The following is a 13977-nucleotide window of genomic DNA, read 5'->3' on the forward strand; positions in this document are numbered from 1 at the left end:
CCCGAACACTCGGTGCGGTCCACGGGCCAACCGATGGTCGACCCCTGGTGGGATTTCGCTGGTGTTCGGGCTAATCAGGGCGCGACTAATAGAACTAGACAGATCGAAAAGGCCGTCCATCTCGCAATTGATAGAAAGTCGCTCGTGTATGAGTCCCGCAGCCCAGACATTAGCTGCGAACACCTGCATTTACTGCTGCCCTAGGAGCACCCAGACTATGAACTAACGAAGGACTTCACACGAGTGCTTATTACCCGAAAATGTTCGAGAGATTTAGGTATTTTCATCAGTGCTACTCGCTTCAGGCATTGGAGTACCTACCAGGCGCCTGCCGACCGTGGCCGACCGCCTTGGACCTCTGCACTGTGAAGGTCGGATGGAGAATCTGCTCCCCCGCAGCGGAAGGCTTGGTAATAGAATCCCGGAGTCAGTCCAATTCACCTTTGCACCTCACACGTGGAATTCACGGGGTTTGTAGTCGCTGTGACCCTAATGCGGCAAAGAGAAACCCCGCCATCATGTTTGTTGGCGGGGTTTCTCTCTTTAAGGTTTGGGCCGGGCTCCTCCGGCTTTAGGCCAGCAGCTCCAGCAGCGAACCGATCTCGCGGCCGGTGAAGCCCGGGGCCGGCTCCCCGGCTCGGTTCAGCCAGACGCCCAGAAGGCCGGCCGCCGTCGAGCCGTCAGCATCGAGGAGGCGGTTGTCCCCCACGTAGAGTGTTTCGCCGGCGCCGGTGCCGAGCCGGCGGACGCCCTCCAGGTAGATGGCCGGATCCGGCTTCGCCGCGCCTACCGTGTCCGTGCCCACCAGCACGCTGATGCGCGCTAGGCCGGCAGCGTCCAGTTTGACCCGCTGGTAGTCGTGGACGTTGTTGCTTACGGCGCCGTACGGGATACCGGCGGCATCGAGCGCGTCCAGGATCGGGGTGACGTCGTCGAAGGCGCGGATGTAGCCGTGCTGCCGGCTGGCGTAGGAACTGACCCAGTGCTGGGCCTGCTCCCCCTCCTCCAGCTCCACCCCGAAGTGCCCCAGGGCGGCCCGGCCGCGGAGCAGGCGCTGTTCGTTGAAGGTCAGCTCCCCGGCCAGGTAACGGTCATAGAAGTGGGTGGTCTCGCGGGTGAAGATCCGCCCGAACTTCTCCCACCCGGCCTGGTCCAGGCCGGGCAGGAGGTGTTCGCTGACGTCGCGCAGGGCCGACGTCATGGAGAACTCGAGGTCCACCAGGGTGTCGTCGATGTCGAACAGCACCCCGCGGATGCCGCCCAGGCCCGCTCGCAAAGCCATCCGATTTGTCCTTACGTTAATTGACGGTCAGCAGATCCCTGGCAGGAACGGATGAAGGTCGGAGTCCGAGCGCCCTGAAGGTCCATCCCGCGCTCTCCCACTCATCTTTGTCGAGTACGTTTCGTCCATCAACAATTTGTTGGGTGTTTACCAGGGCTTGAATCTCCTGAGGGCGCATGTCGCAAAACTCCTGCCATTCCGTGAGTACCAAGACAACGTCCGCCCCCGACACGGCTTCCGAAAGTGTCGGGCAGTAGTTCAAACGGGGGAACCGCTTGGCCGAATTATCGTTCGCCTTAGGGTCGTAGACGCTCACCTCGGCTCCTCCGTTGAACAACCGAGCCGCCACGTCAAGCGCAGGTGAATCCCGGACATCATCGCTGTTCGGTTTGAAGGCAGTTCCCAACACAGCCACGCGCTTACCTTCGAGACCGTCCAGAAGTTCCTCTGCAAGGTAGACCACGCGGTCTCGCCTCCGGAGATTGATCTCATCGATTTCGCCCAGGAAGCGCATGGTCCGGTCAAGGCCCAACTCGCTCACTCGTGCTTGGAGGGCCCGGATATCCTTCGGGAGGCAGCCGCCTCCGAATCCTACCCCGGAGTTCAGGAATCGGCGTCCGATCCGATTGTCGAGGCCGATGGCATCCGCTAAAGTCCGGATGTCGCCTCCGACAGTTTCCGTCACTTCTGCGAATGCGTTGATGAAGGAGATCTTTGTAGCTAGAAAGGCGTTGGCTGCCACCTTCACCAGTTCAGCGGTTTCAAAGTCCGTTGCAATGTACGGAGTCTCCCGAGCGAGAGCTTCTGCATAGACTTCCCGGAGCACCGCGTGGGCCCTCGGTGAGTCAGTGCCGACCACGAGACGGTCCGGCCGCAAGGTATCTTGAACAGCAAATCCCTCGCGCAGAAACTCCGGATTCCACGCAAACTCAATCTCGATATCTTCACGCTTCGCCTCGGCGATGACGGATTTGAGTCTGCGGGCCGAGCCCACCGGAACGGTGGATTTGCCTACAATCAGAGCGTCCCGGGTTATGGCCCCCGCCAGTGACGAAATCGCACCATCGACGTATGTCATATCTGCCGCATCCTCGCCGGCGCGTTGCGGTGTCCCGACTGCGATGAAGTGGACGTCACCGAAGGCGCCTGCTTCTTCAATCGATGTCGTAAAGCGCAACCTGCCGGAGCCTATGTGCTTTAGCAGAAGCTCAGGCAACCCGGGCTCGTGAAACGGCAATTCGCCCCGACTCAACGAGTCGATCTTCTTGGGATCGACGTCAACGCCCAGTACTTCAAAACCCAGTTCGGCCATAGCGGCCGCATGAGTCGCACCTAGATATCCGGTGCCAATAACTGTAAGCCGCTTCCCCATGGTGAATCTCTTCCTTGTAGTGAACTCAGTGTATTTTGGGGGTACAGATGGTTCCGCAAGCCGCCCAAACCCGAGTCATACTCGGATTACTTATGTTTAGTTGCGTGTTGTGGCCTCGCCTGCAAGTTTAGGCCCAGCAAGTAGCTCTAAGACCGGGCAACTTCCAAGCCCAAGCGTGCTGTGCCCAGGAGATATACCAAGTCTTTCCACTCGCGGCTATCCTGATCAAAGTCGCCGGGGACCCTGATCGAATCGGCATCCAGATCCTCCGCAAAAAGAACTGCGGCGGCCAGATACGGCCGAATGCTGGAAACACAGCCCTCTCGACCATCGGAGTGTAGCCAGGCGTTCGACGACACGGTCAAACCGCGGAGGGTTCGTAGCGAACCTGCAGCTTGATCGGATCGCTCAAGTCGGAGGTACGTCGTGTCAACTCCAGCAGTGTCGTCTTTGGGCGTCGCCTCAATGCCGGTCCATGAAAGCTCCAATGGGCGGGATCCGCTGGGCAGGGCTTTCGGATAGTACTCCACTGGAGAAAAGACGACAGGCACAGGGTTCGATATAGACCGCATCGCAGTGTCGACGGCAGGTGAGAACTTATGTGGCATGTGCACTAGGCCGCCCATAGTCGAGTTGAATACTAAGAAAGCAGCGACTGCCTCCCGATCTGGATGTCGCGTCTTAGGACCTGCATCAAACCAGAAGGACTTAAACCGAGGTTCGCCGTCGTAGTCGTCGGCCGCTACATTAAACCCCGTGTGTCCAACGTACTCACCGTTCCATTTGATTATCACAATGACGCTCCAAAAAGTCGGCGCGAAATGTTGAGCTCATTTAGAAGCGAAGCAGGTTCGATTGCGTCACCCAGCAGTTCCATTTCCGTCCAGTCATTTTCTATCTGCGCTTTGAATGCCTCCACACTATTAGTGAAACGCAAAAATAAGACCGTCTCCTTCAAGTCCCCGCAAGTGAAACTACGAGTCCAGCCAATGCCTGAAACTTTCCGGTCAGGCGCGATTCTCCGGACCAGGCCGAACGACGAATAGTCCTCGTCGCCTGCTTGCTCGACAAAATCGCGGAAGGCTTGACGGACCGCAGCTTCCGTAATAGCTGCGCGATCATTGGGAACCGACTCTTCCATCCCCTCGTCTGAACCTATAAGTTCGCCCGAGACTTCAAATTCCACCCCTGCCCGCCGAAGCAGCGCCAAGTCCCTCATTGAGGCACCGACTATGGCACCTGAATACCGCACAACGCTATCTTCATCTTGGCGTTCCACAACGAAATGCGCACAACGTTCCAGTAGACGCCGCCTGACCTCGTGGGGTAGGCATTCCAAAGAACCTCGAAATACTGCGATTCTCTGCACCAGCGAATCCGGGAGGAAAGGTACCAATGTGTCCAAGTTCTTCCCGAGCCTGATTGGGACATAGTCCTTGGGTCCCCGTTCGGCGCCCAACTTATCCACACCCCATTTTGTAGTGATATACGAGAACAGTTGCCTGGTCTGACGAGCGGAGGTCTTCTGGACCGATTCGTCGCTCACCGTGATCTGGCCATCGTGAACCCGCCGCAGCATCATGATTTCACCTGAGTGTTTCATGGCAACGCCTGAACGGACCATGCGAAGCGCTAGGTTGTTATCCACGCCGCTGGACAAAGACTCGTCATACCTAAGCCGACGAATAATATCTGTTTCGACAAGCCAAGTGCCATGACCAGGTGCGCCTCCGGAGTCAATTATCGTCCCGTCGTTGAGAATTTTTGAGGCAAATAGCTTCATCTCACCGGTAGAATCGTCAAAGTTCACGAAAGACCCGAAGGAACCATGCGTTCCAGCGGCAATGTGTTCAAAGTGCTTCTCTAGGCGCCACGGAGTCATAAGGTCATCATCATCATGGACCGCCGTATAGTATCCGCGCGCCTCATCGGCGGCGCGATTACGCGCCGCGGCTATACCGGCATTCTCTTGGAAAAAGTATCTGATGCGACGATCATCGAAACTCTCAACAATTTGCCGCGTGTTATCTGTTGAGCCGTCGTCCACCACAACTATCTCAAAATCTTGCAGCGTCTGGCAGAGTACGGAACTAATACTTTCGGCCAAAAAGTTCGCTCGGTTGAAGGTCGAAATAGCGACTGTTACAAGGGGCCCGGCGTCCGCGGGTCGATGCGCCCAGATTGGCGTATTCCGGACAAATGTTTTGTCGGTGTAGACAATTTTCTTGTTGAACTCGATAGCGTTCGTAGCGGCAACAGACTTCGAGTGAGTCTCCCTCGTCGGCGCATGCCACATGTGGTACATGCGTACGCGCTCATCATCTACCCATAGAAGTCGCTGCCCGGCACGCTTCGCGCGCGTAGCAAAATCGATGTCCTCTCCGCCATAGGTATGCATGCGTTCGTCTAAACCGCGGATGCGCATGAAGACCTCGCGAGGCACCGCCATCATGCCTCCCATGCCCCAGCGGGGTCGGAGTCTGGAAACACGTTCGAAAGTGTCCCACTGGTAACCGACACGGTCTATCTCGGCATCCGTCCATTGCTCGGGCAGATCCCTGCACTGAAGCAATAGGCACAGCGAGGGGTCGTCCAGAATCCAAGATCCGATGGTCTCCATTGATTCCGGACTAAAGACCATATCAGCATCGGTTGAAACGAGCACGGAACCGGAGGAAACGGCAAAGCCTGCGTTGAGAGCCCGTGAACGGGACCACGTCCCATCGGTGGCTGTGTAGACATAGCGGGCGCCCAAGGACTCCATGAGCTCGCGCGTGTCTTCGAAACTGTGGGAGCCATAGTCGGAAACAATGACTTCACCGCGCAGGCCACCAAAAGATGCCTGGATGGAACGAACTGCCAGTTCCAGCCGAGCTAGACCCCAATTACTGAATCCGATCACGACTGACACGTCGATTGTCTCTTTGATCATCTGAACTTGTGTCCCCCACCGTTGAGAATTCTGTTTCGCGTCGATAAGCCTTTAGATGCGACGTCATAGGATTCCACGAATAGGGCACTGCCGCCGAACATGGCTTTCCCCACTGGCTCACGTCCCGGCCATGTAAGTAGTTCGAAGGAGACCTCTGTCGGCGCCTCAACAAACTCCAGGGTCAAAGGCTCGCTGTAGGCGTCGTCGGGTGTGCCCGGATAGTAAGCGAACATTTCCCCGAGGATGGTTGAATAGTACACACCCTTGCAAGAGTCAGTGACGCTGTTGCCTTCCGCGTTCCAAGCCTTGACGACGATGGCTACGGACTTCTCCTCCACACCAGTCACGCTCTTCAGCGACAGGCTAACTTGCCTGATGCGTTCCGCGTCTGGCATGGAGATCTTCACTCTGTTTTCTTCAATGATGAGAATTTGACTCATCCCATCCACTCTCCCCTCGAGCCCCTGGGCGTCCAACGGCAAACCAGCTAACAGCTTAGCCGAGGCATCCATCTCACTAAGACACAGGCAGCACTTCAGCCCCGATATCGATCGAGTGAAGCGAGCTTGGAAGGCTGAACGTTCGAGGGGCGGCTTAGGTCAAACGTACCCGTAGTTCACCACGATACGGTTTCCAGCCGACTATCCTTCAAGGGCCGGTCCTTCTTCCGTGAAAGCTTTATCCGCTCATATCGTGAGCTTTGTCTCATTCTCAGGCAGTGGCTTGGCACCAGATTCATCGTGGTGTCGTTGATCCCGCGGAGCCCGGCGGGTCAATCTGCGTCTCGGATAATCTTGGTCGTTCGGCCGCACGCTGATTTCCGGCGGGCTGTCGAGATTGCGGTCTCGCCGAGGGCGTCGATTACCTCTTTAGGGCGGGATGCCACTCAGAAAGCAGTGCTGTGGTTTCCCGGAATTCGCTCCAGTCCTTCTCAGTGTAGGCGTCAATGCCTGCATTTAGACACTGAGCATAAACTCTCTGCTTGATGCTGGTCGGAAGCGCGGCATAAAACGTCGGGTTGAGCCGCTCATAGAAGTCAAGGCTGCGCCCGGCAACAAACTCCTTCACGTGGTCCGGAATTTTCCCAACAAGAGAACCGACGCCATCCGAGCCCAGTTTTTTCAAAACGTAGAGGGCCAGAAAGTCCGTCGCGAAACTTCTGCCGAACGCGAAGTGAGGCGTCTCGCGCGCAGGCAAATCCGGCACGCCGAGGTTCACCCCCATCAAGTCTTCGACGATTCGAAGCAGTAGAAATTTCCGAGTCAATTTTTCCGAGCCCGAATTCGCCAAGGACGTGAGACTTTCGCGGATCTTGGACGGGTAGTTTTCTGCAATCAGCATGATCGTCCCCACCTCCGTCAGTCCCAGGGCCGGGTTGACCTGATTGAGGCCAGCAGCCTTGAACCATGGTTGAGGACCACCTCCGAAGATGAGGTCTCGCTGGAAGTTCCAGGGCGAGGCCTCGAGGATGGCTCCGAAGCTCAACGTGCCGAGATCGAGGTAGTCGCGCAGCAGGATAGTTCCAATTCCCATGAATGACCAACTGTTCTCCGCAAACCCTTCGGCTCTGAAATTGGTTGCGATCGAGGCCGGCTTGAACTGCTGGTAGAACTCGCGTTCGCGTGCGAACCCGCCGCCAAAGTCCAGTGAGACTAGCTTGGTGTCCGCGGGCAGCAACGCCAAAGCGGCGAGGGAATCGAACCCTCCGCTGAAGTTCAATCCGTATGAGAGCCCGGTCGGCCGAGACATGTTCCCGCTTCTCAGAGGTGCTTTTACCGAGGCGCCAGTTAGTCCCTGAACCTGACTGGCTGCGTCAGCGGACATGGGAAGGTCGATCACGATCTCGTCGTACTTGCGGCCGGTAAGAGTCGCGATCGCAATCCCGACCAGATCATGATCGGGAAAGAACCGCTCCGGGAGAGCGAAAGTCAGGTGCGTCTCCTTCTCGTCGTCCCTTGCCGTAAACCCGAAAACGGCGGCGTCGTCCACTCCAAAGTCACTAAACTCTATTTTCATTTCCATCCCAAACTAGGCATAAAGAAGAAACCCTTTCCAGCCTGCAAGCACGCTGCCAAGGTATGCTCATGAATAAATGAATAGGCGATCAAACGTCGTCGGTTCCATGCGCTGAGGTCACGCGGAGCAGTTCGGCGGCGGACGCATCATCGACCGAATAGGGCACGTCTTTGAGAACGTGGACGGCCGCTTTGTAGTGGTGGAGCCGACCGACTTCCGGAGATAGGATTTCACCATATCCGGCACTGATCGCATGCACTGATTTAAACGGCAGCAACGAATCGTACTGGGCGATGGTCTTCACCCGATTCGCCCAGCCCTTTCCATGCGCCACGAGATCCTCCCGGGACCATCGCATCCTGTGTTGTTCTAGTACTGGGCGAGCCGGATCGTGGCCAGTGGTGTCAAAGTTGAAGTTTAGGAAATGTATCCGCGGCGCAGACGCATCCTCTGTAAGATCAGAAATTTTCTGCCCGCTTGGCAAAACGATGAACTCATCGACATCGATGAGCGCGAGCCACCCGACTTTCCGTAAAGCGTACTTGTTCAGTACTGCGGGGAAGTACAGGGCTTGGCGAAGGGATAGAGAGTCGATGATAGGGGCGTCCCAGTCTTTGAGGCTCTCTGCGTTTCGTTCCCTCCATGCCAACACCTCCTTGTACCTCTCGGCGGGCGTCAAGCCATCGTAGTAGGCATCGTGCGCCGGGCGAATGTCCACGGTAATCTTCGCCGGTCCGCCCCAGGACCTGAGCAACTGCTCGCTTTCGTCGTTGGGGTTGTCCAAGATGATGTGGAAATCGTCGAACCCCAGCAGGGAGTGGTAGTCCATCCACTCTCGCAGGCGAGTGGCATCGCCCCTGGACATGGTCACAATGGAATGAGGCAAAACGTACCCTTCGACGACGTGGATGTTGTGTCCCAAGACTAAGGGGAGCCCGCGATATTCAACGATTCCTGGCAGCCGGCTAATCATCGCCACAAGCGATCGGGTAGCCGAGGCCAAGGATCAATCTGCGTATCGCCGGTGAGACATCAGCGGTTCAGCTTCGCGATCCACTTTAAGGGATCGTGTTCGCCGTCCGTCCTCAGGACTTGGACGAACGCATATGGCTATCCCTTCCAGCGTCTGGTCCCTCGTATCAGCTGTCCGGTGCCAGCGATCGCCTGACGGAAAAATATTCCCTGAACGGTTTCAGAAATCCAAATCTCACCACAAATGCTGAGGCCCCTGTCCGACGCATGGCCGCAGTCCCATCCGATTCCTCGCAACCTTGTGGGAGCATATCGACCACAATGACCAGGCTTTCGAGTCGATTTTGGGCATCATGGCAATTTCGAAGTCTCCGTGGATGAGCCCTGCCTACGACCCGGCAGAGAGCAACTGTATGGTGCCATGCACCGACGCTCCGTCGCCAAGGTCCACGACCGCGGACGCGGCCGTGTCAATCGTGTCGGATGCCTCACCGAGAACGCCGATAATCAGCTTGCTCGTTGTCATAGTAGGGTCTGAAACAGCAAACCGAATCGTATCGCCGTCGCGCTTGAGAATTATGGAACATTGTGCGCTTAGGACCACCGGCGGAAGCCCAGTCCAACGATACTCGCCGCTGACGTAAACATTCGCAAGTATAGCGTTCATGTTGGCCACTGCGACCACCTGCGCGGAGGCGTCGTTCTGCAGGACAGTTGCCGTGGGCCTCTCTGCTTTGCTTCGCACTTGGGATCGGGATACCCCCGGGTAGATCAAATAAGCGTAGCGGCACTGCGGGTCGCCAGCGGCGTGCTTGATCTCGATCGTGACGCGGACCGATCCGGACATATCGGGTGAGTTCGACTCCGGTCGGGCTTGGGTCGCCGGCTGACTACTTAGTCGGAGGGCTGTCGGCTGGTCTAGGAAGACATAGCCGCCAACACCCTCAAGGTGCGTCCAAACGGCTGTCTGTTCGTGGCCGCCCGTGACGTCGCATTCACTTCCGTCCAGGAGTAACCGGGCCCCGTTCCCGGCGACGATCCGATTTTCAACAGTCGTATGGATGTCGGTTTCGCCACCGGTAATCTCCGACCCGAGACAGACAATGTAGTCATCAATGAAGAACCAGGATTTCCGCGCGGTGACGGACGACTGGAACCCGGCCAAGTCAAGGCCCAACGCGGCGAGCCGTCCGTTGTACACCGCGCCACCGGCCCAGGAAGTTGGCGGCGTCAGGGAGGCCCACGGGCCGCCTGCACCGTCGATTGGCAATTTCTCCTCCACCGTTGTTCCCGGATGTTGGCGTGGGTCGGTCGTCCGCCAATAGCCGGGTCCGTAGTGGAAGGCGTCACACGGAAGGTGTATCAGCAACATCCCGCTGCCGGTGTGGTACCCCCGTTCATTTTCTCCGTGTCCGTGCTCGTAGTACGCAATCCTTTGGCTGCTCATGGCGAGCGATGCTTGCCATCCCGCCGGGGCGCAATGAACCGCTCGATCCATCGCCGGGTAGAGCCTGTGGCCAGGCGATGTCTGCCTCGGCGCTATCTCGTTCATATCTCTAAGCTCGGCAATTGCCTCAGCCGTCGCCACACCCGGGAGACCAGCGGCGGAAAACGCTTCTATAATTCGCGTCTCTGAGTAATAGCTGATGATGTCTCGGCACCGCTCCAGCCTGGCACGGGATTTCGCTTGTCCCGCTGTGATGCATGCATATCTGAATATTTGGGCAACGACCTCGAGGTTATCCGCATCCGTGGATGAGCGTTGAATAGCCCGGCCCCTTACGACATCCAACAAGGATCCGTGAACAAAGAAGGGGAGTATTCCATCGTCAAGCAATTTGTCGAGAAAGGCATCTAGATCCAGATCCCGGCTCCGCCCGAACACCGTTCCGTGAGTCACTAGTGCAAATCTGGCGATCACTTGAAAGGCGACGCATCCATACGTTCCATTGTATGGTACGCGTTCATGGAAGATATAGGAACCATCACTGCGGAGGCCATCCCCGGCTTCCACAATTTCAAAAGCGCCGCCGACCGCTTGGAGATACGCGGATGTTCCGAACCTGTCACCACGCAGACTGCTCGCTAAGACCAAACTCTGCAGTTGATCGACAAAATTCGCCGACGTCATAATCCGGTTAGCAGAAGACCGGCTCCATCGATTCAGACGGGGATCGGGTATGTGATACTCGACAGCATCTAGGACATTTTCAATTTGCCTTCTTGGAAGTTCGTCTCTTAAGAGAACGCAGACATCAAGTACCGCCTGAGGAATTCCAATGGTCCATTCCCACCAATTCCCAAACCCCTCAAATTTATTACTATATCCGGAGACTCGAAGCTGGTTAAGGCCGTCCGTCACGAAATCAATCAGTCGATGTGACTCAAAGTGCGCTGAATGCTGGGTGCGGTACGCCAGAGCTAAAGTTCGCAGGTTTTTCGCTTGGGTCCATAATTCCTGGCCCGTCTTGCGTTCCGGTGGCACCAGTTGGGAAATCGCGACGTCTTCGTGGGAGCTCTCCATGAGCGAACTGACTTTAGCATCGAGTAGATTCACAGCCCCCTGGACGAGTCGGTTATTGCGCAGGATTTGGCGGCCGATGATGAGAGTCTCCCAATTGCGAAACAATTGCTCAAGGTCGTCGGGCGCCGTTTCCAAACGTATCCTGCCTTCGCTCATAGAAGTACTCGCCAAACCCTTAGAAAGTCATCGAAAGCCATGTCGGGCATCATTGCTCATCGTCAGCCGCGGAACGCGCGAAGCCGGGCCAGGGACGAGTCCTTGCCCAGGATCACCATGGATTCGAACAGCGGCGGCGAGATCCGGCGGCCGGAGACCGCGGTGCGGACCGGGCCGAACGCCAGCCGCGGCTTGACGCCGAGTCCCTCCACGAGGGCCTCCTTGAGCGCGGCCTGGATGTTCTCGGCGTTCCAGTCCGCAATGGGCTCCAGGGCGGCCAGGGCGGCGTCGAGCACCTCGGTGAGGTTCTCCGGAAGCCCCTTACGGGCGTCGTCCGCGACGTCGATCGCGTCGTCGTTCTTGAACAGGAAGGCGAGCATCTCGGGGGCCTCGCCCAGCAGCGAGATGCGCTCCTGGATCAGCGGGGCCGCCTCGGCGAGGATCTCCTCCTGGCGGGCGGTGAGCGTGTCGCCGACGAACCCGGCCGTGCGCAGGTACGGGACCAGCCGGCCGCGGAAGTCCTCGGCGTCGAGCATCCGGATGTGCGTGCCGTTGATGGCCTCGGCCTTTTTGATGTCGAAGCGGGCCGGGTTGGCCAACACGTCGTTGACGTCGAAGTGCTCGATCAGCTGCTCCACCGTGAAGATATCCTCATCGGCGGAGAGGCTCCAGCCCAGCAGCGACAGGTAGTTGAGCAGGCCCTCCGGGATGAAGCCGCGGTCCCGGAGCAGGAAGAGGTTGGACTGCGGGTCGCGCTTGGAGAGCTTCTTGTTGCCCTCGCCCATGACGTACGGCAGGTGGCCGAAGACCGGCAGGTAGCTGGCGACGCCGATGTCCATCAGCGCGTTGATCAACACCACCTGGCGGGGCGTGGAGGACAGCAGGTCCTCGCCGCGGAGCACGTGGGTGATGCCCATGAGCGCGTCGTCCACCGGGTTGACCAGGGTGTAGAGCGGGGAGCCGTCGGCGCGGACGATCACGTAGTCCGGGATGCTGCCGGCCTTGAAGGTGATCTCGCCGCGGACCATGTCGGTGAAGGTGACATCCGTATCCGGCATCCGGACGCGGAGCACGGGCTGGCGGCCCTCGGCCTTGAACGCGGCCACCTGGTCCTCGGTGAGCTCGCGGTCGAAGTTGTCATAACCCAGCTTGGGGTCGCGGCCGGCGGCGCGGTGGCGGGCCTCGACCTCCTCCGGGGAGGAGTAGCACTCGTAGGCGTAGCCGGCGTCGATCAGCTTGGTGACGACGTCCTTGTACAGGTCCAGGCGCTGGGACTGGCGGTACGGCTCGTGCGGTCCGCCGACCTCCACGCCTTCCTCCCAGGTGATGCCGAGCCATTTCAGGGCTTCGAGCAGCTGCTGGTAGCTCTCCTCGGAGTCGCGCGCCGCGTCCGTGTCCTCGATGCGGAACACGAAGGTGCCTTTGGTGTGGCGGGCGTGGGCCCAGTTGAACAGGGCGGTGCGGATCAGGCCGACGTGCGGGGTGCCGGTGGGCGACGGGCAGAACCGGACACGGACCGGGGTGTCAGCGGTGACTTCGCTGGTCGCGCTGGGGGCGGAGCTGGAGACGGCGTCGGGCGCAGAAGGAGTAGTCATAGTGACACCAACTTTACCGCGTGCCGCCACGCGCTTTACCGCCCGCGGCCCCGTGCGGTTTGCGGGCGGGACAGCGCCTTCACCAGGGAGTATCCGGCCAGCACAAGGCCCACGGCGAGGAACGTCAGCGCCAGCCACGGCGGCCCGTCCAGCCAGCCGACGGCGCGTGCCGCCATCGCGAACGTGCCGATGGATCCCAGGGCAAAGAACAGGAAGGAACGGCGGCGGCCGGAACCGCGCAGGGCGCCGCGCCATCCGCCGTTACTCATGTGCTGTTTCCGCGGTCCGCCTAGCGGCGGACCACCGGGTTGGAGAGCCGGCCGATGCCCTCGATCTCCACCTCGAAGCGGTCCCCGGCCTCAACCAGTCCGACGCCGGCGGGGGTGCCGGTCATGATGACGTCGCCGGGCAGCAGGGTGAAGGCCTGCGAGACAATCGAGACGAGCTCGCGGACGCCGCGGATCATCTGGCTGGTGCTGCCGTCCTGGCGCAGTTCGCCGTTGAGTCGGCCCTGGATCTGCAGGTCCTCGGTGTTCAGCTCGGTCTCGATCCACGGCCCCAGCGGCGCGGAGGTGTCGAAGCCCTTGGCCCGGGCCCACTGCAGGTCGGTCTTCTGGACGTCGCGGGCGGTGAGGTCGTTGCCGCAGGTGTAGCCGAAGACGACGTCGTCGACGCGTTCCTCCGGGACGTCCTTGCAGATCCGGCCGATGACAACGCAGAGCTCGGCCTCGAAGGACACTTCCTCGGAGAATTCCGGCAGGATGATCGGATCGTTGGGCCCGATCACGGAGGTGTTGGGCTTCAGGAACAGCAGCGGCTGGGCCGGGACGTCGTTGCCGAGTTCCTTGGCGTGCTCCACGAAGTTGCGGCCCACGCCGATGACCTTGCTGCGCGGGATGATCGGGGCGAGCAGGCGCACGTCCTCGAGCTTGTGCCGCACGGCGGTTCGTTCCACGCCTTGGAAGAAGGGGTCGCCGTTGATGACAGTGACCATCTCACTGCCGGGCTCACCTTCAACAATGCCGTAGAGGGGATCAGAATCGACTACAAACCGGGCGATACGCATGGCTCCTAGCGTACCGTCTCCGTCAGGCGCGCCGGGCTCCGTGACCGTGCCTCTTGCGGTCC

11 protein-coding genes are annotated in these 13977 nt (G+C 59.0%); all 11 read right to left on the minus strand.

Features of this window, described 5'->3' with window-relative positions:
- Positions 1–571: 571 nt before the first annotated feature.
- Positions 572–1282: an HAD family hydrolase gene (locus FS787_RS03090; RefSeq protein ID WP_144670846.1), complete on the minus strand. Its 711-nt coding sequence runs from the start codon at positions 1280–1282 to the stop codon at positions 572–574.
- Between the two features lie 16 nt (positions 1283–1298).
- Positions 1299–2654, minus strand: a complete 1356-nt coding sequence (locus FS787_RS03095) for a UDP-glucose/GDP-mannose dehydrogenase family protein (protein WP_144670847.1) — start codon at positions 2652–2654, stop codon at positions 1299–1301.
- 146 nt (positions 2655–2800) lie between these two features.
- On the minus strand, positions 2801–3448 hold the full coding sequence (locus tag FS787_RS03100; RefSeq protein WP_144670848.1) for a hypothetical protein: 648 nt from the start codon (positions 3446–3448) through the stop codon (positions 2801–2803).
- Positions 3445–5586 carry a glycosyltransferase gene (locus FS787_RS03105; protein WP_144670849.1) on the minus strand — a complete coding sequence of 714 codons (2142 nt, stop codon included), beginning with the start codon at positions 5584–5586 and terminating at the stop codon, positions 3445–3447. Before FS787_RS03105 ends, FS787_RS03100 begins: the two co-directional genes overlap by 4 nt.
- On the minus strand, positions 5583–6026 hold the full coding sequence (locus FS787_RS03110) for a hypothetical protein (RefSeq protein WP_144670850.1): 444 nt from the start codon (positions 6024–6026) through the stop codon (positions 5583–5585). The genes FS787_RS03105 and FS787_RS03110 overlap by 4 nt, the downstream gene beginning before the upstream one ends.
- Before the next feature lie 421 nt (positions 6027–6447).
- Positions 6448–7602 carry a hypothetical protein gene (locus FS787_RS03115; RefSeq protein ID WP_144670851.1) on the minus strand — a complete coding sequence of 385 codons (1155 nt, stop codon included), beginning with the start codon at positions 7600–7602 and terminating at the stop codon, positions 6448–6450.
- An 88-nt stretch (positions 7603–7690) separates the two neighbouring features.
- Complete coding sequence (locus FS787_RS03120) at positions 7691–8575, minus strand: glycosyltransferase family 2 protein (protein ID WP_144670852.1); 885 nt, start codon at positions 8573–8575, stop codon at positions 7691–7693.
- Between the two features lie 387 nt (positions 8576–8962).
- Entirely contained in the window at positions 8963–11254 is a 2292-nt protein-coding gene (locus FS787_RS03125) for a polysaccharide lyase family 8 super-sandwich domain-containing protein (protein ID WP_144670853.1), read from the minus strand.
- A gap of 62 nt (positions 11255–11316) precedes the next feature.
- Positions 11317–12849 (minus strand): glutamate--tRNA ligase, encoded by a 1533-nt coding sequence (gene gltX, locus FS787_RS03130; protein WP_144670854.1) that lies wholly within the window; start codon positions 12847–12849, stop codon positions 11317–11319.
- Between the two features lie 35 nt (positions 12850–12884).
- Positions 12885–13118 (minus strand): hypothetical protein, encoded by a 234-nt coding sequence (locus tag FS787_RS03135; protein WP_144670855.1) that lies wholly within the window; start codon positions 13116–13118, stop codon positions 12885–12887.
- Between the two features lie 20 nt (positions 13119–13138).
- Positions 13139–13915, minus strand: a complete 777-nt coding sequence (locus FS787_RS03140) for a fumarylacetoacetate hydrolase family protein (protein ID WP_144670856.1) — start codon at positions 13913–13915, stop codon at positions 13139–13141.
- Between the last annotated feature and the right edge of the window lie 62 nt (positions 13916–13977).

This window comes from Arthrobacter sp. U41 (assembly GCF_007679325.1).
Classification (GTDB): domain Bacteria; phylum Actinomycetota; class Actinomycetes; order Actinomycetales; family Micrococcaceae; genus Arthrobacter.

Excerpts from the sequence above, each read along its gene's own strand:
- FS787_RS03090 (WP_144670846.1), bottom strand. The coding sequence starts at position 1,282 with ATGGCTTTGCGAGCGGGCCTGGGCGGCATCCGCGGGGTGCTGTTCGAC.
- FS787_RS03095 (WP_144670847.1), bottom strand. The coding sequence starts at position 2,654 with ATGGGGAAGCGGCTTACAGTTATTGGCACCGGATATCTAGGTGCGACT.
- FS787_RS03105 (WP_144670849.1), bottom strand. The coding sequence starts at position 5,586 with ATGATCAAAGAGACAATCGACGTGTCAGTCGTGATCGGATTCAGTAAT.
- FS787_RS03110 (WP_144670850.1), bottom strand. The coding sequence starts at position 6,026 with ATGAGTCAAATTCTCATCATTGAAGAAAACAGAGTGAAGATCTCCATG.
- FS787_RS03115 (WP_144670851.1), bottom strand. The coding sequence starts at position 7,602 with ATGAAAATAGAGTTTAGTGACTTTGGAGTGGACGACGCCGCCGTTTTC.
- FS787_RS03120 (WP_144670852.1), bottom strand. The coding sequence starts at position 8,575 with ATGATTAGCCGGCTGCCAGGAATCGTTGAATATCGCGGGCTCCCCTTA.
- FS787_RS03125 (WP_144670853.1), bottom strand. The coding sequence starts at position 11,254 with ATGAGCGAAGGCAGGATACGTTTGGAAACGGCGCCCGACGACCTTGAG.
- gltX (WP_144670854.1), bottom strand. The coding sequence starts at position 12,849 with ATGACTACTCCTTCTGCGCCCGACGCCGTCTCCAGCTCCGCCCCCAGC.
- FS787_RS03135 (WP_144670855.1), bottom strand. The coding sequence starts at position 13,118 with ATGAGTAACGGCGGATGGCGCGGCGCCCTGCGCGGTTCCGGCCGCCGC.
- FS787_RS03140 (WP_144670856.1), bottom strand. The coding sequence starts at position 13,915 with ATGCGTATCGCCCGGTTTGTAGTCGATTCTGATCCCCTCTACGGCATT.